This is a genomic window from Mesorhizobium sp. M1D.F.Ca.ET.043.01.1.1 (assembly GCF_003952385.1).
In the GTDB taxonomy this organism is placed as follows: Bacteria; Pseudomonadota; Alphaproteobacteria; order Rhizobiales; family Rhizobiaceae; genus Mesorhizobium.
Genome location: NZ_CP034444.1, coordinates 370,836 through 392,291 on the forward strand (window position 1 = coordinate 370,836; position 21,456 = coordinate 392,291).

General features: G+C 64.8%; 17 protein-coding genes and 1 pseudogene. 10 read left to right on the forward strand and 8 right to left on the reverse strand.

All coding sequences use genetic code 11. The features are described 5' to 3' along the window. Positions 1-97 precede the first annotated feature (97 nt). The 4 genes from EJ067_RS01900 to EJ067_RS01915 all read left to right on the forward strand — a co-directional run bounded on the left by EJ067_RS01900 (position 98) and on the right by EJ067_RS01915 (position 4,490). Complete coding sequence (locus tag EJ067_RS01900) at positions 98-829, forward strand: MBL fold metallo-hydrolase (RefSeq protein ID WP_126084416.1); 732 nt, start codon at positions 98-100, stop codon at positions 827-829. Then, on the forward strand, positions 826-2,082 hold the full coding sequence (locus EJ067_RS01905) for an MFS transporter (protein ID WP_126084417.1): 1,257 nt from the start codon (positions 826-828) through the stop codon (positions 2,080-2,082). Before EJ067_RS01900 ends, EJ067_RS01905 begins: the two co-directional genes overlap by 4 nt. Positions 2,083-2,301: 219 nt before the next feature. Further along, complete coding sequence (locus tag EJ067_RS01910; RefSeq protein WP_126084418.1) at positions 2,302-3,198, forward strand: ankyrin repeat domain-containing protein; 897 nt, start codon at positions 2,302-2,304, stop codon at positions 3,196-3,198. Between the two features lie 203 nt (positions 3,199-3,401). Further along, positions 3,402-4,490, forward strand: coding sequence for an acyltransferase family protein (locus EJ067_RS01915; protein ID WP_126084419.1), 1,089 nt, complete (start codon positions 3,402-3,404; stop codon positions 4,488-4,490). Between the two features lie 13 nt (positions 4,491-4,503). On the opposite strand, the gene EJ067_RS01920 is transcribed toward EJ067_RS01915, so the two are convergent. The 3 genes from EJ067_RS01920 to EJ067_RS01930 form a co-directional block, all read right to left on the reverse strand. Continuing rightward, positions 4,504-4,692, reverse strand: coding sequence for a DUF1059 domain-containing protein (locus EJ067_RS01920; protein WP_126084420.1), 189 nt, complete (start codon positions 4,690-4,692; stop codon positions 4,504-4,506). A 108-nt stretch (positions 4,693-4,800) separates the two neighbouring features. Next, positions 4,801-5,460, reverse strand: a complete 660-nt coding sequence (locus tag EJ067_RS01925; protein ID WP_126084421.1) for a DUF5074 domain-containing protein — start codon at positions 5,458-5,460, stop codon at positions 4,801-4,803. Positions 5,461-5,492: 32 nt separating this feature from the next. Further along, the gene (locus EJ067_RS01930) at positions 5,493-6,713 is read right to left on the reverse strand and encodes a helix-turn-helix domain-containing protein (RefSeq protein WP_126084422.1); all 1,221 of its coding nucleotides are present in this window, start codon (positions 6,711-6,713) and stop codon (positions 5,493-5,495) included. Positions 6,714-6,837: 124 nt separating this feature from the next. Here EJ067_RS01930 and EJ067_RS01935 point away from each other — a divergent pair, with 124 nt between their 5' ends. The 6 genes and pseudogenes from EJ067_RS01935 (at position 6,838) to EJ067_RS01965 (ending at position 14,802) form a co-directional block, all read left to right on the forward strand. After that, a complete protein-coding gene (locus EJ067_RS01935) occupies positions 6,838-7,587 on the forward strand; it encodes a DUF899 family protein (RefSeq protein WP_126084423.1) in 750 nt (249 codons plus the stop codon). A 137-nt stretch (positions 7,588-7,724) separates the two neighbouring features. Next, a pseudogene (locus EJ067_RS01940) lies at positions 7,725-7,919 on the forward strand (hypothetical protein); the annotation flags it as partial. A gap of 358 nt (positions 7,920-8,277) precedes the next feature. Continuing rightward, positions 8,278-9,372 carry a branched-chain amino acid ABC transporter substrate-binding protein gene (locus tag EJ067_RS01945; protein ID WP_126084424.1) on the forward strand — a complete coding sequence of 365 codons (1,095 nt, stop codon included), beginning with the start codon at positions 8,278-8,280 and terminating at the stop codon, positions 9,370-9,372. Positions 9,373-9,453: 81 nt separating this feature from the next. Next, a complete protein-coding gene (locus EJ067_RS01950; RefSeq protein WP_126084425.1) occupies positions 9,454-11,925 on the forward strand; it encodes an adenylate/guanylate cyclase domain-containing protein in 2,472 nt (823 codons plus the stop codon). 591 nt (positions 11,926-12,516) lie between these two features. Further along, positions 12,517-13,977: a phospholipase D-like domain-containing protein gene (locus tag EJ067_RS01960; protein ID WP_126084427.1), complete on the forward strand. Its 1,461-nt coding sequence runs from the start codon at positions 12,517-12,519 to the stop codon at positions 13,975-13,977. A 24-nt stretch (positions 13,978-14,001) separates the two neighbouring features. Continuing rightward, complete coding sequence (locus EJ067_RS01965) at positions 14,002-14,802, forward strand: endonuclease/exonuclease/phosphatase family protein (protein WP_126084428.1); 801 nt, start codon at positions 14,002-14,004, stop codon at positions 14,800-14,802. Between the two features lie 13 nt (positions 14,803-14,815). Here EJ067_RS01965 and EJ067_RS01970 read toward each other — a convergent pair whose 3' ends face one another. From EJ067_RS01970 to EJ067_RS01995, 5 genes are all read right to left on the reverse strand, one after another. After that, the gene (locus tag EJ067_RS01970; protein ID WP_126084429.1) at positions 14,816-16,804 is read right to left on the reverse strand and encodes a glycoside hydrolase family 127 protein; all 1,989 of its coding nucleotides are present in this window, start codon (positions 16,802-16,804) and stop codon (positions 14,816-14,818) included. Positions 16,805-16,831: 27 nt separating this feature from the next. Next, positions 16,832-17,689 carry a carbohydrate ABC transporter permease gene (locus EJ067_RS01975; RefSeq protein WP_126084430.1) on the reverse strand — a complete coding sequence of 286 codons (858 nt, stop codon included), beginning with the start codon at positions 17,687-17,689 and terminating at the stop codon, positions 16,832-16,834. Beyond that, complete coding sequence (locus tag EJ067_RS01980; protein ID WP_126084431.1) at positions 17,689-18,609, reverse strand: sugar ABC transporter permease; 921 nt, start codon at positions 18,607-18,609, stop codon at positions 17,689-17,691. Before EJ067_RS01980 ends, EJ067_RS01975 begins: the two co-directional genes overlap by 1 nt. A gap of 332 nt (positions 18,610-18,941) precedes the next feature. Further along, complete coding sequence (locus tag EJ067_RS01990; RefSeq protein WP_126084433.1) at positions 18,942-20,189, reverse strand: sugar ABC transporter substrate-binding protein; 1,248 nt, start codon at positions 20,187-20,189, stop codon at positions 18,942-18,944. A gap of 72 nt (positions 20,190-20,261) precedes the next feature. Continuing rightward, complete coding sequence (locus EJ067_RS01995; protein ID WP_126084434.1) at positions 20,262-21,314, reverse strand: LacI family DNA-binding transcriptional regulator; 1,053 nt, start codon at positions 21,312-21,314, stop codon at positions 20,262-20,264. Positions 21,315-21,456: the final 142 nt, after the last annotated feature.

Genomic DNA, 21,456 nt, shown 5'->3' on the forward strand with positions numbered 1-21,456 from the left:
GCAGCGTCATTCAACAGAATAATTGAATGACGGTTTCGGCCGTTGCTGTCAAGCTGGGCGGGTCGTCCGGCGCAACTGGCCGTTCGGAGGAAAACAGATGATTCTCAGGCAGTTCCTGCATAGCGACCCGGTCGCCGCCTCCTATCTGTTCGGCTGCGGCGGCAAGGCTTCCGCGGCGGTCGTCGATCCGGTCGGCGACATCGCGCCCTATATCGAGGCGGCGAATGCCACGGGCATGCGCATCCTCTTCGTCGTCGACACGCATATCCATGCCGACCACATATCGGCCGGACGAGCACTCGCCGAGGCAACCGGCGCCGAATATGTGCTGTTCGAAGGCGCCGAGGCAGGCTTCCCGTTCCGGCGCGTGAAGGACGGGGAGGTGCTGGAGCTCGGCAATGTGAGTGCGACCGTCATGCATACGCCGGGCCACACGCCGGAGCATCTGAGCCTTCTGGTCACCGACCGGACGCGGTCCGCCGAGCCCTGGTTCGTGCTCACCGGACACACGCTGATGGTCGGCGATCTCGGCCGCACGGAGCTTGCTTCGAGCGCCGAGGACGGCGCGCGTGCGCTCTATGCCAGCGTGCGGCGTCTGAAGGAATTGCCCGATCATATCGAGGTGCTGCCGGGCGCCTATTCCGGCTCGGTCTGCGGCCGTTCGCTGAGCGGCAAGCCGACATCGACGATCGGCTTCGAGCGGCGCTTCAACAAGGCCTTCCGCATCGAGGACGAGAACCAGTTCGTTGCCGCCATGACCGCCGACATCCCTCCCCCGCCGCCGGACGCCGCCCGGACCCGGGCCGCGAATGCCGGGGCGAAGTCTTGAGCGCAGCGGCGCCTGGCGTCGCGCTCGGCCTCAAGGCCAACTGGAAGCAGTTCGCGCTCTTGGTGCTGATCAACGCCTTCGTCGGCGGCATGGTCGGCATCGAGCGGACCGTGGTCCCGTTGATCGGCGCCGAGGAATTCGGCGTTGCTTCGACCACGCTCGTCACCTCCTTCATCGTCAGCTTCGGCGTGGTCAAGGCCTGCGCCAACCTTGTCTCCGGCCAACTCGCAGATATTTGGGGCCGCAAGCGCGTGCTCATCCTCGGCTGGCTGTTCGGCCTGCCGGTGCCCTTCATCATCATCTCAGCACCGAGCTGGGGCTGGATTGTCGCGGCCAATGCGCTGCTCGGCATCAATCAGGGGCTTGCCTGGTCGATGACGGTCATCATGAAGGTCGATCTAGTCGGGCCGAAATCGCGCGGCCTCGCGGTCGGCCTCAACGAGTTCGCCGGCTACCTCGCGGTCGGCATTACCGCCTTCCTCACCGGCTATCTGGCGAGCCGCTACGGATTGCGCCCGGTGCCGATCTATCTGGGCGTCGGCTACGCAGTCCTGGGTGCCGCCCTTTCGATCCTTTTGGTACGTGACACGCGCGAGCATGTGCGGCTGGAACTGGCGGACCATGCCAAGCAGACCTCGCCCCTCAGCTTCCGCGAGATCTTCCTGCTCACCTCGCTCAGTGACCGCAACCTGTTCGCCGCCTCGCAGGCCGGCCTGGTGAACAACCTGAACGACGGCATGAGCTGGGGGCTCTTCCCGCTCTTCTTCGCCGCCAACGGGCTCGGCGTCGAGCGGATCGGCATCCTCAAGGCAGTCTATCCCGCGGTCTGGGGCGTCTTCCAGGTCGCGACCGGACCATTGAGCGACCGGTGGGGCCGCAAGGGCCTGATCGTCGCCGGCATGTGGGTGCAGGCGGCGGGGCTTCTCACGACCGCCATGACACGCGATTTCGGCTGGTGGCTGCTGGCGAGCCTGCTGCTCGGCCTCGGCACGGCGATGGTCTATCCGAGCCTGATCGCGGCGGTGTCGGACGCATCGCATCCGTCCTGGCGGGCGCGCTCGCTCAGCGTCTACCGCTTCTGGCGCGATCTCGGCTACGCGATCGGCGCGCTGTCGGCTGGCCTCATCGCCGACTTCTTCGGCTTCGTCACGGCGATCGCATCAATCGCGGCGCTGACCTTCCTGTCGGGCGCGATCGTGGCGGTGGCGATGCGGGAAACAACCGCTTCAACGCCGGCACGAAGCGACGGCTAGCGGTGAAAGCCTGACGCATGGTGCCCGCGTAGAAAGTTCCACCTTTGCTCGCGCAACGGCACGAATTGACCCGGATGGGAATCTCGCAGCCCACCGACAGACGGCCAGCAAGACCCTGCCCAGTCTTCCTGAAATCTCTCGTTCTCGCGGGGCATTTGAGGTATCCTTAGCCACTTAAAAGCATGCTGCGTCCTGCGGTTTGCCTTGGGGAGGTGCCAAATGCGCAGGCTCCTGCTTTTCATTGCGCTGCTGCTTGTACATTTCCCGGTAGAATTGCGCGCCGCCGCCATTCACGACGCTGCGAAGAAGGGCGATGTCGCGGCGATCACGGCAGCGCTCGACGCAGGTGCCGGCGTCGATGAGAGCGATGGGAGCGCGACACCGCTTTATCTTGCGGTCAGAGCCGGGCACTTCGCGGCAGCAAAACTGCTCATAGAACGCGGCGCCGACGTCAACGCCGCCCCGACCCCTGGCTTGGGCCCCGCCCTCATGCCGGCTTTAGCAAAACGCAGGGTCGATTTGATCAATCTGTTGCTGGACGGGGGCGCTAATCCGAATTCCGACCGTGGCGGCCAAGCCGCCCTTCATGTCGCCGTCACTCTCGGTTGCCTCGACTGCGTGAAGGCACTGGTCGAAGCGGGCGCGGACGTGAATGCGAAGACAAAGGACGGCAAGACAGCGCTCCATCTGGCAAAGCGCAAAGGCCAACGCGACGTTGCCGACTATCTCTTGTCGCACGGCGTCGTCTTGCCAACACCAGCCCCGATCTCGACGAAGTTGGCCCCTGCCGATGTCGAAAAAGGCAGAATCACCTTCACCCACGTGTGTGGCGGCTGTCACAGTGCCGAGCCAAAGGGCGGGACCAAAACGGGACCGAACTTGTGGGGCGTCGTCGGCCGCGACAAGGCATCTGTGGCAAATGTGGATTATTCGGACGCCTTGCTGAGCTGGGAAGGCGTGTGGACGTACGAGGATCTGAACAGATATCTCTTCGGACCCATGCTCACCACGCCGGGCGTTAAGATGGAGATGCCTGGTGTTCCGGACGAGACCGAACGGGTCGACCTGATCGCGTATTTGCGCACACTCAGTGACAAGCCGATCCCGCTGCCTTGAATCGACAACCTCTTGCGCTACTGCTGCTACGGGCTGCGCTGCACGCGACGGCAGTTCGCCGCCTATTGCCGGGATTCGCCTTGGATACCAAGCGTCAGATTTTCACCACCAGCAGCGTCGCGTTTACGATATCCGAAGCTTCGTGCTGCTAGAGATCCGCCTGTCCGATACTATGGCGCCGGGTGCCGATCTCGGGGGCGTTCATGAACAATTCGACACGCATGCCGTGGGTGGACACGGCAAAAGGTCTTTCGATCATCCTGGTGGTGATGATGTACTCGGCCTACAACACCGGTGAATACACCGGCGGCGTCGGCTTCCTGCATTATGCTATCGGCTTTGCGACGCCGTTCCGCATGCCGGAATTCTTCCTGATCTCGGGCCTGTTCCTGTCGCAGGTGATCGACCGGCCGTGGCGGCGCTATATCGACCGGCGCGTCATCCACTATCTCTATTTCTACGTCCTGTGGGCGGTCATCTCGATCGGGCTCAAGATCGGCATCTTCAGCCGCGATCCCGCCGGAATGCTACACGACCTCGCCTTGGCCGTCGTCCAGCCTTACGGCGTGCTGTGGTTCATCTACATGCTGGCGGTGTTCGGCCTCGTCGCACGCATCCTGCGCGAGCTTGGCGTGGCGCACTGGATCGTGATTGCGGTTGCCGCCGCGCTGCAGATGTGGGCGCCGCATTTGGAGAGCTATGCGCTCACGCAGTTCACCGCCTATTTCGTGTTCTTCTATCTCGGCTTCGTCATGGCGCCGCTGGTGTTCCGGCTTGTCGCTTGGACGCAAGACCGTCCGGCGATCGTGGTCGCGGGCCTGTTCGCCTGGGCGATCGTCAATGGCCTGCTCGTCTATTCGCCGGGTTATGCCGTTCAGCCGGTCGGGATGCAGATGGGCCTGGCGGCCTGGCCGCCGCTGCATCTTACGCTGGCTGTCGCGGGCGCGGTGGCGCTCTGCGTGGCCGGCGGCTTCCTGTCGAAATTCGCCTCGATGGAATGGCTGCGCTGGCTCGGCGAGCATTCGCTGGTCGTCTATGTCGCCTTCACGATCCCGATGTCGATCTTCCGCGGTCTTGCGCTGGCCAGCGGCCTTCTGACCGACACCGGCATGCTCAGCCTCGCGGTGCTGCTTGTCTCGGTGATCAGCCCGGTCATTCTCTATTTCATCGTCAAGCGCACCGGCTTCGGCAACTTCCTGTTCGAGCGGCCGGCCTGGGCGCATATCGATGAGCCGAATACCGGCCAGATCTCAAACAAGGGCGTTGCTCGACCGGCGCGCGAGGCGGCCTAATCCAGAAGCGCGCCTAGCTCGGGATCATCATCGCCTGTAGCTGCTTCCGGTCCTCCTGGGACCATTGGCTAGGGTCTTCACCATGCGCGGACCTGGCGTGAAGCTCAACGTGCTTCATCACCTCTTCCGCGTTTTCTGCCGTGAAGCTCCCGGGACAAGCTTCCATTCCCGGATGGTCCTTGCACCGATACGTGTAGGCCATCGCTGCCTCCTTTTTAGGAAGACCTAATGGAGCGACGGGGCCCGATCTTTGTCAATGGAGAGGTCTAAACTGAGGCGCCACCGCCGAACAAAGGCTCGCCAGAGCCGGCTATTTGCCGATGGTCGTGTGCTTGTGCCGATTGTACCCGGGACGGCGCACGGCCTTGATCTTGCCGCTGCTGCCGCCGCCGCAGAAGAAGCAGCCGCCACCATCGGATTCCAATCCCGACACGCCGGAGGGCATCGCCACCTCCTGCAGCACGTTGCCTGTCTCGGGATCGATGCGCAGCAGATCGCCCTCCTCGCCTTCCCAGGTGGCATGCCAGAGCTCGCCATCGACCCAGGTGACACCGGTGACGACGCGCTTCGATTCGATGGTGCGGATCACCTTGCCGGTTTCAGGATCGATCTGATGGATCTTGTGCGCCCTGTATTCGCCGACCCAAAGCGAACCTTCGGCCCAGGCCATGCCTGAATCGCCGCCATTGCCGGGGGCCGGAATGGTTGCGACGACCTTGCCGGTCTTCGGGTCGACCTTGTGGATGCGGTCCTCGGCGATCTGGTAGAGGTGCTCGCCGTCGAAGGCGGTCCCGGCATGGGAAGCGACGTCGATCGACTGCACGATCGCGCCGCTCTCCGGATCAAGTGCCTTCAGCTTGTCACCGGTGGCGAACCAGACATTCTTGCCGTCATAGGTGACGCCGTTGACGCGCTCGGCGTCGGGAAAGGGGCCGTATTCGCGCAGGATCTCGGCAGCGGCTCGTTTCATTTTCGATCTCCATTCTGAACATTGGCCGCAGACTAGTCGCTCGGCAGCGGACCCGGGAGTAACAAGACGGTCGGGAATCCGGTCACCGGCGGCGTCATCCAGCGGCGCGCGCGGCCGCGCCCCACCGCCTGCACCTTATTGTCGGCCGAAAGCGCTTCCAGCGCCCGCTGCACGGTGCGCGCGCTGGCGCCGAGCGCGATCGCCAGCGCCGAGCTCGACCACGACTCGCCGTCGGCCAGGAAGGCGAGCACCGCGCCATGCTCCTCCTCGACAGGCGGCGCCAGCACGACCACCTCGGCGGCATTCAGCGGCAAAAGCTCGAAGCCCTGGGCGGTCGCGTTGATTTCAGCGAGTGCGCTCAGTTCGGCGCGCAGCCGCCCCATCTCGACCCGCAGTCGCGCGCGATGCGATTCATCGGCGTGCCTGGCCCGGAAGGCGCGCCGCAACAGCATCTCCCGCGACGCATCGGCCGGCCAGGCTTCGGCCAGCGCGCGCGCCAGCGCGAACAGCACCGGCCGCGTCGCCAGCGAGACGACCGTGTCGGCTTTGCGCACGACATTGCGGCAGGCGTCGATGACGAGCGCGCCGGATGCGAGCAGTGCCTCAACCTCGTCGAGCTGGAGCGGCGTCTCCAAACCCTTCGCCACGAGCCGAGCGACGGGCGTGTTCAGCACCAGCGACGCGCTTTCGACCTCGGCTCTCAGCGCCGGAATGTTGGCCTGGTAGGCCGCGAGCGCCGCCCGACCGAGCGCCTCGCGCGCCACCTTCGTCCGCAGGCGCCTGACCGCGATGCCCGCAGCCGCCAGCTCATGCGCGACGCGCGCGACCGGCGGCAGCGGCGCCGGATCGAAGCCGGCAAGCAGGCGCTCGGCCTCGTCGAGACGGCCGATGAGGATCAGGCGGCGCGCCTCGAGGCTGCCGGCATAGGCGGCATTGACCCGGTCGCCATGCGCCTGAAGCGTCGCTCGGGCGGCTCGCAATGCCTTCTCCGGCCAGCCGAGATCGCGCGAGACGAGGGCGATCTCGGCCTCGGCGACAACACAGCGCGCGCGGGCGACAGTCTCCCTCGAGCTGAAGGCGCGGGCAGCACTTTTCAACAGTGCCTTGGCCTTGGCGAAGTCGCCGAGCTGGGCCATCGCGATGCCGCGCAGCGCCAACGCCGGCGCGTCGTCGCGCAGCGCGACGCGTTTCAGTGCGCCGAGCGGGTCGCCCGACGCCAACGCGCGGCCGGCGGCATTGATCAGCGAGTCCATGAAATGCCTGCCTCGGCGCCCGCCGGATCAAATCGCGTCACACTTGTAACTCTCACCATCGCGCCAACCGGCCCTATGTCTGTTCGCGTCACCCTCAACCAACCGAAAGAATGGGACAAGAGCAATGACCCAGCAAATGCAGACACCGCCGGTCGTTTCACCAGAAGCCTGGGAAGGCGCGTACGAAGAGATGCTCGTGAAGGAAAAGGCTCTCACCCGCGCCCGCGACGCGCTCGCGGCGGAACGTCGCCGCATGCCATGGATGCTCGTCGAGAAGGACTACGTGTTCGAAGGCCCGGACGGCAAGGCAAGCCTGCTCGACCTCTTCGAAGGCCGCCGCCAGCTCGTCGTGTACCGCGCTTTCTTCGAGCCGGGCGTCTATGGCTGGCCGGAGCACGCCTGCCGCGGCTGCTCGCTCGGCGCCGACCAGGTCGGCAACCTCGCCCATCTCAACGCCCGCGACACCACGCTTGTCTATGCCTCGCGCGCGCCACAGGCCGACATTCAACGGCTGAAGGAGCGGATGGAGTGGAAGATGCCCTGGTACACCATCACCGACAGCTGGGATAAGGATTTCGGCGTCGACCAATGGCACGGCCACAACGTCTTCATCCACGACGGCGACCGCATCTTCCGCACCTATTTCATCAATAACCGCGGCGACGAGGCGTTTGGCACCGTGTGGAGTTATCTCGACGTCACCCCGCTCGGCCGCCAGGAGGTGTGGGAGGATTCGCCCAAGGGCTATCCGCAGACCCAGACCTACAAGTGGTGGAACTGGCACGACAACTACGAGGAAGGCGCCGCCCCCGACCAGAGATGGGTCGAGGTGTCGGATGTCGGCGAGGCGGCGTTCCGCAACAAGAACGCCTGAGCGCGAAGCGACTCTGGCGGCGTCGCCCGCGCCGCCAGAGCCGATCTTTCCCGAGAGCCAGACCAGTTTGGAAGGTGGAGATCATGAGCATCGACCATCCCGCCCCTCGCCCGACCGGCCTGCGCGGCTTTGGCCTCGCCGACTGGCTCTGCCTGGCGGCGGCCCCCACCTTCGCGATGATGGCCCTGCTGACGGCTGCCTATGGCGGCCAGGACATGATGTGCATGTCCGGCCCCGGAGCCCCGATGCTCAGCGGCATGGTGCCGATGTATCTTTTGATGGCGGCGTTTCATCTGGCGCCGTGGCTAAGATTGGTGTCGAGGCGGGCTTGAGATGTGACGCTGCGGCTAACGACCGCCGTACCGCCCACGTGCCCGCTCAGCGCCAGAAGCGACCAGTTGCTCTGATGAGCGGCGTGGCGCCCGACAGCGGACTGGCAGCTTCAGGCTGCGCATCTTCAAGAGCGGGCCCGGCGTTAGCATCATCATGACCTGACCCAATCGCGATGCTCACTCCGGCCAGTGGGTGTTCGGCTTTGGTGCGCGATTCCGACCTCGGCAAACCAAGTTATGACACCCCGTTCAAGTGAACGATCACTTCGCCAACTGCACTGAAACCCTCGCGCTTGCCGAAGGGGCTGTCGGCTCCGGCAGGATTAGCGTAAGCTAATGTCTACAAGAGGGTGCAGACATGCACCGTATTATAGCCATAGCGATCGTGGTTCTCGCGGCCGTGTTCAGTTCCGCGAGGGCCGAGGTGCTGATCGGGGTCTCGTCTGCCATGACAGGACGGCTTGCCTGGATCGGCGAGCAGGGACAGCGCGGCGCGGAGATGGCGGTGGCCGACGTCAACGCTGCGGGCGGCGTGCTCGGCCAAAAGGTGAGGCTCATCTCGGTCGACGATTTCTGTGATCCCGAGCAAGCGGTCGCGGCCGCCCAGAAGCTGGTGGCTGACGGGGTGGTGTTCGTTGTCGGGCATTATTGCTCCGGAGCCTCGATCCCCGCATCAAAAGTCTACGAGGAGGCGGGCGTCGTCGAAATATCCCCAGGCTCGACCAATCCGCAGTTGACCGAACAGGGCCGTGCCAATGTCTTCCGCACCATTGGCCGCGACGACGCGCAAGGGTTCATCGCCGGCAACTACCTTGCCGATCGCTGGGGCGACAAGAAGATTGCAATCCTTCACGACAATTCGACCTATGGGAAGGGTCTCGCCGACGAGACCAGGAAGCAGTTGCACAAACGGGGCGTGACTGAAGCTGTCTACGACGCATACGCGCCCGGGAAGGACGACTATTCGACCGAGGTCGCTGCGTTGCAGACCGCCGGCGTCTCAGCCTTGTATGTGGGTGGGTATCATGCCGACGTAGCGCTGATTGCTCGCGCCGCACACGACCGTGGCTATACGGTTCAACTCATATCCGGAGATGCCTTGGCTACCGAGGAATTCGCCCTGATCGCAGGCTCAGCGGCCGAGGGAACCCTGTTCACCTTCCCGGCGGACCCGCGGCGAAATGCCGGCGCGGCCGCGATCGTGGAGCGGTTCCGTGCGGAGAACTTCGAGCCCGCGGGCTACACGCTGTTGAGCTACTGCGCGGTCCAGGTCTGGGCCCAGGCGGTCGCGAAGGCAGGTTCGCTGGAGCCGAAGGCGGTCATCGCGACACTGCACGAACAGGAATTCGACACCGTCATTGGCCGGGTCGATTTCGACGACAAGGGCGACCTCACGAGGCAGAGCTGGGTTTGGTACGTCTGGCGGGGCGGCGAGTACGTGCCGGTTGAATAAGGTTCGCCGAACGCCGGCGTGCCACCTGAGACGTCTAGTCTGATGCAGACCAGTGTGGCTGGATTGTTCCGACTCACCGCGATGCTTGAGCGCCTCGGCATACGCGGACGGCTGTTGCTCGCCTTTTTCGGGATCAGCGCCCTTGCGGTGCTGGCAACCGCTGCGGCGCTTTATGCCTTCCTCCAAGTCGGCGACGTCGTCGACCGAATTACCACGGATCGGGTGCCGTCGGCGCTGGCCTCCCTCCAGCTGTCGCGCCAGGCCGAACGGGTCGCTGCCGCCGCGCCATCGGTGCTGGCGGCGACAAGCAGGGCGCAGCACAGCGAGGTCTCGGCTGCCGTCGCGCTCGAGATGTCCCGCCTCGAGGCCCTGCGCACGGACCTCAGGGGTGCCACGCTCGGCACAGTGCCTTTGGCCGAGATCGAGGAAGCCGCGGTTGTTCTGCGGCGCAACCTGAAGGAGCTCAACTCTCTGGTAGTCGCCCGGCTCGATGTGGTCGCCCGCAAGGAGGAGCTCCTGAACCGCCTCGCCGCGACGACGACCGGAAGCCAGCGCCTTCTGGCCACCGGCGTCCTGGTGATGGATTCCAGGCTCCCGCAATGGCGGGCGGTCGCGGCCGATACGTCGCTGTCGCCCGCTCGACGCGCAGCGGCAATGGCCGACATGGTCCAGGCGATTGCGGCTTACATCCCCCAGCAGAAGGCGCTGCTGGATATTTCGGCGGTCAACGACGCGCTGGTGAAGGCCGCGGCCGCGCCGACGCGGGGCGACCTCGCGTTGATCCTGTTTCCGCTGCGCCGCTCGCTTGCCGCTCTGGAAACGGCTTCCTCGGAGATCGACGAAAAGCTGCAGACCCGTTTCCGGCAGCGGGTGGACGAGTTCAAGGAACTAACCGATGGTGAGAACAGCATCCCGAAGGCCCGGGAGGAGGAGCTTGCGGTCCTCGCGCAGGGCGAAAAGCTTCTGGCCGAAAACAATCGGCTGTCGCGCAGTCTCACAGCTGCCGTCGACCGTCTTGTCGCAGCAGCGGACCGTGAGATCGCTGCCTCCGGTCGCGAAGCTGCGCTCGTTCAGCGCTACGGCACCGGCGTTGTCCTCGGCTCCGCCTTTCTCAGCCTGTTGAGCTCGGTTCTGGTCGTCTGGCTCTATGTCGACCGCAGCCTTCTCGCCCGTCTGGGAGCGGTGAGCCAGGGCATGCTCGCGATCGCAGGCGGCGATCTTCGTGCGCCGCTGCCGGCCGCGGGCAGCGACGAAATCGGGCGGATGGCCGAGGCGCTGAGCCTCTTCCGGGATACCGCCGTCGAGGTCGAGGAAAAGAACCTGCGCGACGTTGCAGAAGCGCGCCAGCGGCTAGTCGATGCCATCGAGAGCATTTCCGAAGGTTTCGCTCTCTATGACAGAGAGGACAGGCTTGTCCTTAGCAACAGCCGCTACCGCGAACTTCTATACGCCGGCCTGGAGGCCGAGCTTAGCCCTGGCACGGCGTTCGAGGAGATCATTCGCCGATCCGCCGAGCGCGGCTACATCAGGGATGCCGAGGGGCGGGTCGATGAGTGGGTTGCCGAGCGCCTGTGGCGGCACCGCAACCCTGGCGAACCATGGGTGCAGCGGCGGGGCGACGGACGATGGATCATGATAAGCGAGCGGCGGATCAGCGCCGGCGGCACGGTCGCCGTCTATTCGGACATCACCGAGCTGAAGCAAAGGGAGGAGAACCTCGCCGAGAAGTCCACGGCGCTGGAGGCGCTTTCCAGCAAGCTGGCCAAATATCTGGCGCCGCAAGTGTACAGCTCGATATTCACCGGTCGCCAAGACGTTAGAATCGCCAGTCAGCGCAAGAAGCTGACCATATGCTTTTCCGACATTGCCGGCTTTACCGAGACCACCGACAAGATGGAGTCCGAGGATCTCACCCAGCTCCTCAATCACTACCTGACGGAAATGTCGAAAATCGCGTCGGATCATGGCGCCACGATCGACAAGTACGTCGGCGACGCGATCCTGATGTTTTTCGGCGACCCTGAGACGCGAGGCGTCAAGCAAGACGCGCTGGCTTGCGTGCAAATGGCGCTTGCCATGCAAAAGCGGATCAGCGAGCTTACCCAAGTCTGGCGGGATATGGGGATCGAAACACCGCTGCGCTGCCGAATCGGCATCCATACCGACTACTGCACCGTCGGTAACTTCGGCAGCGAGGACCGGATGGACTACACGATAATCGGCGGCGCCGTGAATCTCGCCTCGCGCCTGGAACAGGAGGCGGCACCGGGCGCCATCCTCATTTCCTACGAGACCTTTGCGCAAGTGAAGGACACGATCGATTGCGAGGAGATGGGGCACGTACAGGTCAAGGGGATCGCCTATCCCGTCGCCACCTACCGCGTCATCGATCTGAAGGCCAATCGAGCGGGCGCTTGTCGCGCCGTTCGAACCGAGCTGCCGCACTTCAGGCTGGAACTTGAACCGGAGCTGATGTCTGCCGACGAGCGTGGCGGTGCCGCCACTGCGCTTCGAGATGCGCTGGATCGGCTTTCGCACAAGCCCGGGCAGTAGGGCTTGGTTCGACCCCTCCCCTTAGGCACCCCAGCGATGGCACCGCGCAGCGCCATAATCGAGTATAATTCCTGGCCGACCGCAGACGCAGGAGGAAAAGAGCAGATGTCCGTGGACGCGGGACCGAGAAAAGTGGACGCCGAATATGCGATTGAGTACCTCCAGGAGCATCCGGAAGCCGGGCTTTGCTGCGAGGATCGGCGCTGCTGGATTACGCCGAACGCAAACGAGACCGATCAGCGGATCCTGCTTCTTGACGTGTTTGAGGCTGACAGGCTCAAAGATGATCCTCGCCTTCGACTCGTTTCCGGAATCGCTCATGCGGGCCGGTCGCTCTGGGTCGTCCGGAGAATGACATAATTCCGCGCAGCCTTGCCCTGGAACCTCGATGCTCCGCGGCATGGTGCCGATGTATCTTTTGACGGCCGCCTTCCATCTGGCGCCGTGGCTAAGGCTGGTGGCGAGGCGGGGGTGAGGTCCGGCTCCCCAAGGTTTTGCACGACAGCGACTGACCCCAGCTTCGCATCCATTCCCGAACCGTGCTGACCCGGCGCATTGCCTTCCGCGGCGGCTCGCACAATAGTCGGGCCGATGTTGCAGGCAATTGCGAGTCACTGGTCTACGCTTATCCTTCTCCTGTCGTTGGCGATGGCGGCCGCCGGCATCGTCCACGCCATCATGACGAAGGAGGACGTGCGCGCCGCTACCGGCTGGGTCGGCGTTATGCTCTTGTCGCCCTTCCTCGGCGCGATCATCTACGCCATCGCCGGCATCAACCGTATCCGGCGCGCCACCATCAGCGCCCTGCGGCCGGTCACCGGCGAGGCCGCCGAGGCTAGACATGACCGCGACGTCGCCATGGAGGCGTTGATCAACGCTCGATATGGCCAGCGCTTCATCGGGCTGAAGACGCTCGGCGACAGGGTAGCGCGGCGGCCGCTGACTTCCGGAAACACGATCGGCGTTCTCAAGACCGGTGACGAGGCCTATGCGGCGATGTGCCGGGCGATCGACGGCGCGCAAAAAAGCGTGCTGCTCGAAACCTATATTTTCGACAATGACGCGGTCGGGGCGCTTTTCGTCCAGTCGCTCGGCAATGCCGTCAAGCGCGGTGTCACCGTGCGGGTGCTGATCGACGCCGTCGGCGTGCGTTATTCCGTGCCCAGCATTCTCAATCAACTGAGGGAAGCCCACGTCGCCGTCGACCTCTTCAACGGCAAGATCGTCGTGGGATTGAGACTTCCCTATGCGAACCTTAGAACCCACAGGAAGATCCTGGTCGTCGACGGCATGGTGGCGTTCACGGGAGGCATGAACATCCGCAAGGGTTTCTCCGCCGAATTCGCCGGCTCCGACAGCTCCAGGGACACGCATTTCGAGGTCACCGGGCCGGTGGTGGCCGACCTGTTCTCGGTCGCCGCCGAGGACTGGCGCTTCGCCGGCAACGAGGCACTGAAGGACGACATCTGGCAAGTCGAGCGAACCTTGCCGCCGCCCGGACAGCCGATGCTGGTCAGAGCCGTCGCGACGGGACCGGATGCCTCGAACGAAACCAACCACAAGCTCTTGATGGGTGCCTTTTCGGTCGCCCGCAAGTCGATCCGCATCATGTCGCCCTACTTCCTGCCGGACCGTGAGCTGATCAGCGCGCTGACAACCGCCGGCCGGCGCGGCGTCGAGATCGATATCGTCGTGCCGGCGGTGAACAACCTTTTCCTTGTCGACCATGCGATGACGGCGCAGCTCGACCAGGTGCTGAAGCACTATTGCCGCGTCTGGCGCCACGAAGGCCCGTTCGACCACTCCAAGCTGATGGCGATCGACGGCGTATGGGCCTATATCGGCTCGTCAAATCTCGATGCCCGCTCGCTGCGGCTGAATTTCGAGATCGACATGGAGATTCTGGATGCCGACTTCGCCGCCGAGATCGATGCCCGTATCGGCGCCGCGATCGCTTCCGCCCAGCCGGTGACGCTGCAGACGCTGAAGGCCAGGCCTTTCGTCATTCGCGTTTTCGACCGATTGCTGTGGCTGGGATCGCCCTATCTATAGACGAGGAAGACGAGCAGCAGGCATATGGACAGAAACGGACGCAGCCTTCCGGAGACCGTGCTCCTGTCGATCCGCGGCAGAAAAGCGCGCAAGGCTAAGTCCACGCCGCGCAAGCGGATTGAAGGCGCCGAGATGGTGGTCGCCTCTTACAATGTCCACAAATGCATAGGCGTCGACAGGAAGTTCGATCCCGAACGGACCGCCCGCGTCATTCGTGAAATCAGTCCCGACGTGATCGCGCTGCAGGAAGCAGACAACCGCTTCGGCGATCGCGCCGGGCTGCTCGACCTCAACCGTCTCGAAATCGAAACCGGTCTGGTGCCGGTGCCGATCACCGGAAACGGCAAGGCGCATGGCTGGCGCGGCAACGTGCTCCTGTTCAAGCGCGGCACCGTGCGCGACGTCCACCAGATCAAGCTGCCGGGCCTGGAGCCGCGCGGGGCGCTGGTCGCCGAAATCGATCTCGACGAGAGCCGGACGCTGCGCGTGATAGCGGCCCATCTCGGCCTGTTGCGCCGCTCGCGCTCGGAACAGGCTCGCGTCGTGCTCGATATCATGAGCAGCGCCGACGAACGGCCGACGCTTTTGCTCGGCGACCTCAACGAATGGCGGCTGGGCAACCGCTCGGCGCTCAACACGCTGCACTCGATCTTCGGACCTTCGCCGCCGGCGGTGCCGACCTTCCCGTCTGGCCTGCCGGTGCTGGCGCTCGACCGCATCATGGGCAACCGGCACGGCATGGTCTCGGCCGTGGAAGCGCACGACACACCGCTGTCGCGGGTTGCGTCCGATCATTTGCCGCTCACGGCATACGTGCATCTTTAGCGCCAGCGCCGCTCTACCCTTCCCGCAGCCACACCAGCATCTCGCCGGGATCGCGGTTGTCCCAGGCGAAATAGGGAACGGCCTTGAGTGTCGTCTCCTCGGTAGCCGGCGGCTTGGAGCGGTAGAGATCGCTGCCCCAGTTTTTCGTTTCGGCCCTGGTGCCGATGGCCGAAAGCGTGACGATGCCGCCGAGCAGGTTCGGCTCTGGATGCGCCTCGAGCCTGGCCTCGCGCGGCAGAGCGATGCGATGCAGCCCAGCGCCGTTATCGGTTTCTTCGACGCAGTAGATCAGCGGGCCGCGTGCCAGCGCCACGCGGCCGATATCCTGGCGCACCAGCGGGTTGGCAAAGAGCCTGGACATCGACATTTCGAGGTCGAGCTCGACCCGGTCGCCTGGGCGCCATTCGCGGCGGATCGCGACGTAGCCGTCGCTGGTGGCCGCATCGAGATCGACCATCTTGCCGTTCACCCGGAGCGCCGCGTTGCGGCACCAGGCCGGCACGCGCAGGTGAAGCGTGAACTCGACCGGCGCTTGCGGTCCGATCTCGATCGCGACGGCGCCGTCCCAGGGATAGTTGCTGGTCTGGACGAGGCTGACCGCCCGGCCGGCGATCTCGAAGCGGGCGGTCGAGTCGCCATAGAGATGCACGGCCAGCGCATCGTCAGCGAGGCCGTAGAAATAGCTGCCGATGGACGCCACCATGCGGCCGATATTGGGAGGGCAGCACGGGCAGCGGTGCCATTTCCAGCGATGGTGGCCGCCCCGGCTCTCCAGTGGATTCTCGTAGAAGAACAGCGAGCCGTCGAGCGACAGGCCCGAGATCGAGCCGTTGTAAAGCGCGCGCTCCATCATGTCGGCGTAGCGGGCGTTCGGGCCCATGCCGAGCATGCGGCTCGCCCAGAACACGAGGCCGACCGAGGCGCAGGTTTCGGCATAGGCGGTGTCGTTGGGCAGGTCGTAGTCGCTGGTGAAGCCTTCGTTATGCGCCGAAGGGCCGATGCCGCCGGTGACGTAGAGGCTTTTGGTCGTGAGATCGTCCCACAGCCGGTCGAGCGCCGCGCGCAGGCTGTCATCGCCAAATTCGGTGGCGATGTCGGCCATGCCGGAGAAGAGATACATCGCCCTGACCGCGTGGCCGACGACCTTGTGTTGCTCGCGCACCGGCTTGTGCGACTGGTTATATTCGTAGGTCTTGAAGTGATAGGCCTTCGGGTCGGCGCCGCGGGCGCGCGCCTCCTCGTCGAAATAATGCGGCTGCTGGCCGCGCTGGTCGATGAAATATTTCGCCAGCTCCATGTACTTGTTCTCGCCCGTCGCCCGCGCGAGCTTGACCAGCGCAAGCTCGATCTCCTCGTGGCCGCAGTAGCCCTTCCTTTTGCCGGGCTCGGGACCGAACATCGAGGCGATGTGGTCGGCGTAGCGGCACATGATGTCGAGCAGCTTGCGTTTTCCGGTTGCCTGAAAGTAAGCAACCGCGCCCTCGATCAGGTGGCCGGCGCAATAGAGCTCGTGGCAGTCGCGCAGACTGGTCCAGCGCAGGCCGGGCTGGATGCGCTGGTACCAGCTCGAAAGGTAGCCGTCCGGCTGCTGCAGCTTGCCGTACATGTCGATGACGGCATCGATCTTCCGTTCCAGCTCCGGATTGCGGCGCCGGTAGAGCGAATAGGCCGCGGTCTCGATGGTCTTGCCCCAGTCGGAGTCCCAGAACATCTGGGTCGTCACCGTCGAGCCGGTGAACTCGGCGCCCTGCGTGTCCGCCTCGTCCGGCGACGGCGAATGGAACGGGATGACGACGCCCGGTGACGGCCGGTCCGGATCGATCTGCTCCAACATGCGCGCCTCGACGCAGCGGTCGTAGAGGATGCCGGCGGTCTTCGCGGCAACCGCATCGACCCGGTCGCCCCAGAAGCCGCGGACATCGACCTGCGGCACGGGCAACGGCCGGAAGGCGAGCTTCGGCCTGGCAGTGTCGGTTGCGGCGGCGGGCTGCGATGCGGTCATGACGTCACTCCATTCGAATGCGGGAAATCATTTGACGGCCCCGGCCATGAGGCCGCGGATGTAGAAGCGCTGCAGCGCCAGGAACAGGATCAGGCACGGCACCATCATCACGGTGACGCCGGCCTGCACGGCGCCCCAGTCGATGGCGCCGAAGCGGCCGGATTGCAGCGCCGTCATCATCACCGGCAGGGTGAATTTGGACTGGTCGGTCATCAGCACAAGTGCTGCCAGGAACTCGTTCCAGGCGCCGAGGAAGGCGAACAGCGCGATGGTGACGACGCCCGGCCAGACCAGCGGCAGCATCACCTTCACCAGCATGGTGACGTTGTTGGCGCCGTCCATGCGCGCCGCCTCCTCGATCTCGCGCGGCACGGCGTCGAAGGCGTTGCGCATCATGAAGATCGAGAACGGCAGCTGCAGCGTGACGTAGACGCAGACCAGGCCCGTCAGCGTGTTGTGCAGGCCGAGCCTCGTCAGCACCAGGAAGATCGGCGTCAGGATCGACTGGAACGGGATCATGATCGTCGACAGGATGAGGACGAAGAAGAAGTCCCGGAACGGGAAGCGGAAGCGCGAGAAGCCGTAGCCGGCAAGCACGCTGACCAGCACGGAGAGCAAAACCGTCATCGCCGAGACGTAAATGCTGTTCTGCGCCGAGGCCCAGAGCCCGTCGCCGAAAGTGTTCAGCGTCTGATAGTTCTCGACCGAGAAGCCTGTCGTCGGCCAGGGCGGCAGCGGCGGCTGTCGCGCCTCCTGCGCCGGCTTGAAGGTCGACAGCACCGTCCAGACGATCGGTGCCAGGAACAGCACCGAGGCGACCACGCCGGTGGAATGCCTGGCCAGATTGAAGGCGGCTTTCCGGTTCTGCGACATCGCCTCGGCCATCAGTCGAGCCCCTCGGGCTTGCGCAGCAGCCAGAGCTGGATGAGGCTGAGCGCCACGAGGATGACCAGGAGTACCATCGAGAGTGCGGCGCCGTAGCCGAGCTTGAAGGAGACGAAGGACTGGTTGAAGATCCAGTAGACGGCCGTCAGCGTCTGGTTGCGCGGGCCGCCGCGCAGGATGATGTAGAACTGGTCGAAGGCGAGGATCGAGCCCGACACCGACAGGATCAGCGCCAGCGCAAGCGTGCGGCGCATCAGCGGCAAGGTAATCGCCCGGAAGCGGGCAAACGGGCCGGCGCCGTCGATGACGGCGGCCTCCTGCAGGTCCTGCGGGATCGACTGCAGGCCGGTCATCAGGATGATCATGGTGAAGCCGGCGACCTTCCAGACCACCATGGCGATGATCGACCAGAAGGCCGGCTGGAAGGTGGCGAGAAGATTGACCTTCTTCTCGGTCAGGCCGAGGTCGAAGGCAGCCGGGCTGAACAGGCCGGAATCGACGTTCAAGAGCCATGACCACAGAAGGCTTGCCGAGGCAAAGCCAACCACCGCCGGCATGAAGAAGGCGGTGCGGTAGAGGTTGGTGAGCGGCCGCGGCCGCTCGATGAAGATCGCCAGCGGAAAGGCGACGGCGAAGATCGCGATGGTGACGATGACCGTGTAGTAGAAGGTGAATTTGAGCGCGTTCCAGAAACGCGTATCGCGCAGGATCGCAACGTAATTGTCGAGGCCGATGAAGGTGTGCTCGCCCATCAGCGGCCAGTTGTTGAGTGACATCCACGCCGTCATGCCGAGCGGGATGACGAAGAAGACGGTGACGAAGGCGACGGCCGGCAGGACATAGAGCAGGCCCACCCATTGCCGGCGGCCGACGCCGGCCCGCGTCCGGGTGGGAACGGAGGTTGCGGTGATGGCGGTCATGGCTTCGCTCCCCCTTCTCCCCTTGTGGGAGAAGGTGTCGCCGAAGGCGACGGATGAGGGGTGTTCCAGCGGAGTGAGACGCTGGCTTTCCCTGGAACACCCCTCATCCGTCTCGGCGCTACGCGCCGATCCACCTTCTCCCACAAGGGGAGAAGGGGGGCGCGAACCTTGCGACGCCCGGAACCGACAATGCAAGTGAGCTGTATCAAACGCCTAGCCCTATCCTCAGCGATGCAACATCCGGCCGCCCGGCCAGGGAGACGGGGCGGGCGGCCGGTCAGAGCCTTGGCGGCGAGGCGTTGCGCGATCCCCGCAGCCGGCCGGCCCTGGTGTTACTTGTTCGGCGCCTGGTCGATGATCGACTGCATGGTCTCCTGGGCGTTCGAAATCGCGCCGTCGACATCGTCGCCGAAGAACACCTCGTTGACCATCTGCGTCCACGGGCCGTTGGCGGAGTTGATCAGGTCGTTGAACACCACCGTATAGGGCGTGCGGCCCTTGGCCATCGCCTCGGCCGCCACCTGGTAGCGCGGATCGAGATCCTTCAACGCGTCCTTGGCGATGTCGCCGCGCACCGGCAGGCTGCCGTACTTGGCGAGGATGGTCTGGCCTTCGAGCGAGTAGGCGAAGTCCAAAAACTCCTTCACCACGGCGATCTTCTTGGTGCCCTTGGTGACGACGAAATTGTCGCCGCCGGCGAAGGACGACCAGCCGCCGTCCTTGCCCGGCAGGAAGGTGATGCCGTAGTCGATGTCGGGATATTGCGTGTTGAGCGCGCCGATGGCGAAGGCGCCGGACGGCGAGATGCCGATCTTGCCGCCGGCAAAGGCGGCGAAGAAGTTGGCGCCGGTGTCGGTCTGCGCGCCCTCAGGCACCAGGCCCTTCTTCACCATCGAGCGGTAGAGGTCGATTGCGCCGCGCAGCTGCGGGCTGTCCAGCGTCGCCTTCGAGCCGTCCTCGGCGAGGATGTCGCCGCCCGAGGCCCAGATCAGCGGCGTGAAGGTGAAGATGTTGCAGCCGCCGCAATTGCCGGAGAAGTAGAAGCCCTTGATGTCGCCGCCGAGCGCATTGACCTTCTCGGCATCGGCCTCGATCTCGGCCCAGTTCTTCGGCCCTTTTTCCGGATCGAGCCCGGCCTGCTTGAACAGCTTCTTGTTCCAGATCAGCACCGAAGAGTCGGCCGAGAACGGCAGGCCGTAGATGTGGCCCTTATAGGTGCCGGTCTTCACATGCGCCGGCGACAGGCTGGAAAAATAGGGCAAGGATTTCGCCCAGTCGGTGATGTCCTCGAGCTGGCCGGCGGCGGCGAAGGACGGCGTGTAGATCAGGTCGAGCGAGAGCGCGTCGGGCGCGGTGCCGCCGGCGGCGGCCGCGCCATATTTCGGGATGATCTCGGCATTGGGGATGATGTCGAGCTTGATCTGGTCCTTATGCGCCTTGTTGAAGGCGTCGACGATGCGCGGCATGAAGTTCGAGCCGTCGGCGCGCACCCAGATGTTGGCGGTCTCGGCGGACGCCGCCTGCAGGCCGCCGCCGATTACGGCCGCGGCCAAGGCCAGCTTGGCAAACATGGTTTTCACGCTATTCCTCCTCATGGTTCTCCTCCCGGTTTGGCCGCGCGTCCCAATTCGTTGGGTTCACGGCGGCCCGTCTCAGCCGCCCGGCGGACGGCCGCATGACTGACGCACCACCAGCCGGCACGGCAGTTTCCTGATGCCCGGCGCGGCCGGCTGGCCGCCAACGAGCGAAAGCAAAGCGAGCCCGGCCTCGCGGCCGAGCGTCGAAAGATTCATGTCGACCGAGGTGAGCGGCGGGCGCGTCGCCTCGGCCACGATCTCCCAATTGTCGAAGCCGATGACGCCGACATCCTCGGGCACGCCGATGCCGCGCTCGCGCAGCGCATCGATGACGCCGCGCGCGATCTGGTCGTTGCCGCAGAAGACCGCGTCCGGCCACCCTTCCCTGCCCGCCTTGGCGAACAGCTTTGCCACCGCCTCATGGCCCCAGGCTTCCGACCAGGCCCCGAGCAACGGCTCGCCGACCGGTAGGCCGTTCTCCGCAAGAACATCGCGGTAGGCCTCAGCCCGCGCATGCACCACCGCGAAGCTCGCCGGGCCGCTGACATGGGCGATGCGGCGGCGCCCGAGCCGCAAAAAGTGCTCGACCGCCAGCCGCGCGCCGCCGGCATCGTCGGAGACGAGGCCGACCGCGCCGGGATCGGGCTGGGTGAAGGCATAGACGACGGGCACGCGCAGGTTGGAGAGGTCGATCGGCAGATGGCGGTCGATGCGTTTTCCGGTGGCGATGATGCCGTCGACGCGCTTGTCGAGCATCGCATCGACATGCAGCTGGCCGAGCCGCGTGTCGTCCTCGACATTGCACAGGAACACCGACACGCCATTGTCGACCAGCGCATCCGAAACGCCCGCCATCAGCGGCAGCGAGAAGCGGCCATAGGTATCGTTGGTGAGCAGGCCGACGGAGAAGCTGCGTTTGCGCAGCAGGCTCTGCGCCAGGCTGTTCGGCCGGAAGCCGAGCAGCCGCGCCGTCTCGCGAATGCGCTCGCGCGTCTCGGCCGTCATCCGCCCCTGCCCGTTCAGCGCCTTGGACGCCGTCGCCACGCTGACGCCGGCCGCAGCCGCCACCTCGCGCAGCGTGACCGGCGGCTTGGCGGAAACTGGCGCTGGCTCGGCGTCGGCGGACATATTTCGAGGCGCATCCCTGAGTTGGGAAAAGGTTTTCTCTTACCGCCCTGCGCGAAGATGACGGGTGAGGTCAGCGAGTGCCAGGGCGATTTGGGAAAAGGTTTTCTCAGGGGGAGATTAGGGGAAGGTGGCGGGGTTGGCA

Bases quoted from the DNA above. Each gene is read 5' to 3' on its own strand.
- EJ067_RS01900 (WP_126084416.1), top strand. From the start codon at position 98: ATGATTCTCAGGCAGTTCCTGCATAGCGACCCGGTCGCCGCCTCCTAT.
- EJ067_RS01910 (WP_126084418.1), top strand. From the start codon at position 2,302: ATGCGCAGGCTCCTGCTTTTCATTGCGCTGCTGCTTGTACATTTCCCG.
- EJ067_RS01915 (WP_126084419.1), top strand. From the start codon at position 3,402: ATGAACAATTCGACACGCATGCCGTGGGTGGACACGGCAAAAGGTCTT.
- EJ067_RS01920 (WP_126084420.1), bottom strand. From the start codon at position 4,692: ATGGCCTACACGTATCGGTGCAAGGACCATCCGGGAATGGAAGCTTGT.
- EJ067_RS01925 (WP_126084421.1), bottom strand. From the start codon at position 5,460: ATGAAACGAGCCGCTGCCGAGATCCTGCGCGAATACGGCCCCTTTCCC.
- EJ067_RS01930 (WP_126084422.1), bottom strand. From the start codon at position 6,713: ATGGACTCGCTGATCAATGCCGCCGGCCGCGCGTTGGCGTCGGGCGAC.
- EJ067_RS01935 (WP_126084423.1), top strand. From the start codon at position 6,838: ATGACCCAGCAAATGCAGACACCGCCGGTCGTTTCACCAGAAGCCTGG.
- EJ067_RS01945 (WP_126084424.1), top strand. From the start codon at position 8,278: ATGCACCGTATTATAGCCATAGCGATCGTGGTTCTCGCGGCCGTGTTC.
- EJ067_RS01950 (WP_126084425.1), top strand. From the start codon at position 9,454: ATGCTTGAGCGCCTCGGCATACGCGGACGGCTGTTGCTCGCCTTTTTC.
- EJ067_RS01960 (WP_126084427.1), top strand. From the start codon at position 12,517: ATGTTGCAGGCAATTGCGAGTCACTGGTCTACGCTTATCCTTCTCCTG.
- EJ067_RS01965 (WP_126084428.1), top strand. From the start codon at position 14,002: ATGGACAGAAACGGACGCAGCCTTCCGGAGACCGTGCTCCTGTCGATC.
- EJ067_RS01970 (WP_126084429.1), bottom strand. From the start codon at position 16,804: ATGACCGCATCGCAGCCCGCCGCCGCAACCGACACTGCCAGGCCGAAG.
- EJ067_RS01975 (WP_126084430.1), bottom strand. From the start codon at position 17,689: ATGGCCGAGGCGATGTCGCAGAACCGGAAAGCCGCCTTCAATCTGGCC.
- EJ067_RS01980 (WP_126084431.1), bottom strand. From the start codon at position 18,609: ATGACCGCCATCACCGCAACCTCCGTTCCCACCCGGACGCGGGCCGGC.
- EJ067_RS01995 (WP_126084434.1), bottom strand. From the start codon at position 21,314: ATGTCCGCCGACGCCGAGCCAGCGCCAGTTTCCGCCAAGCCGCCGGTC.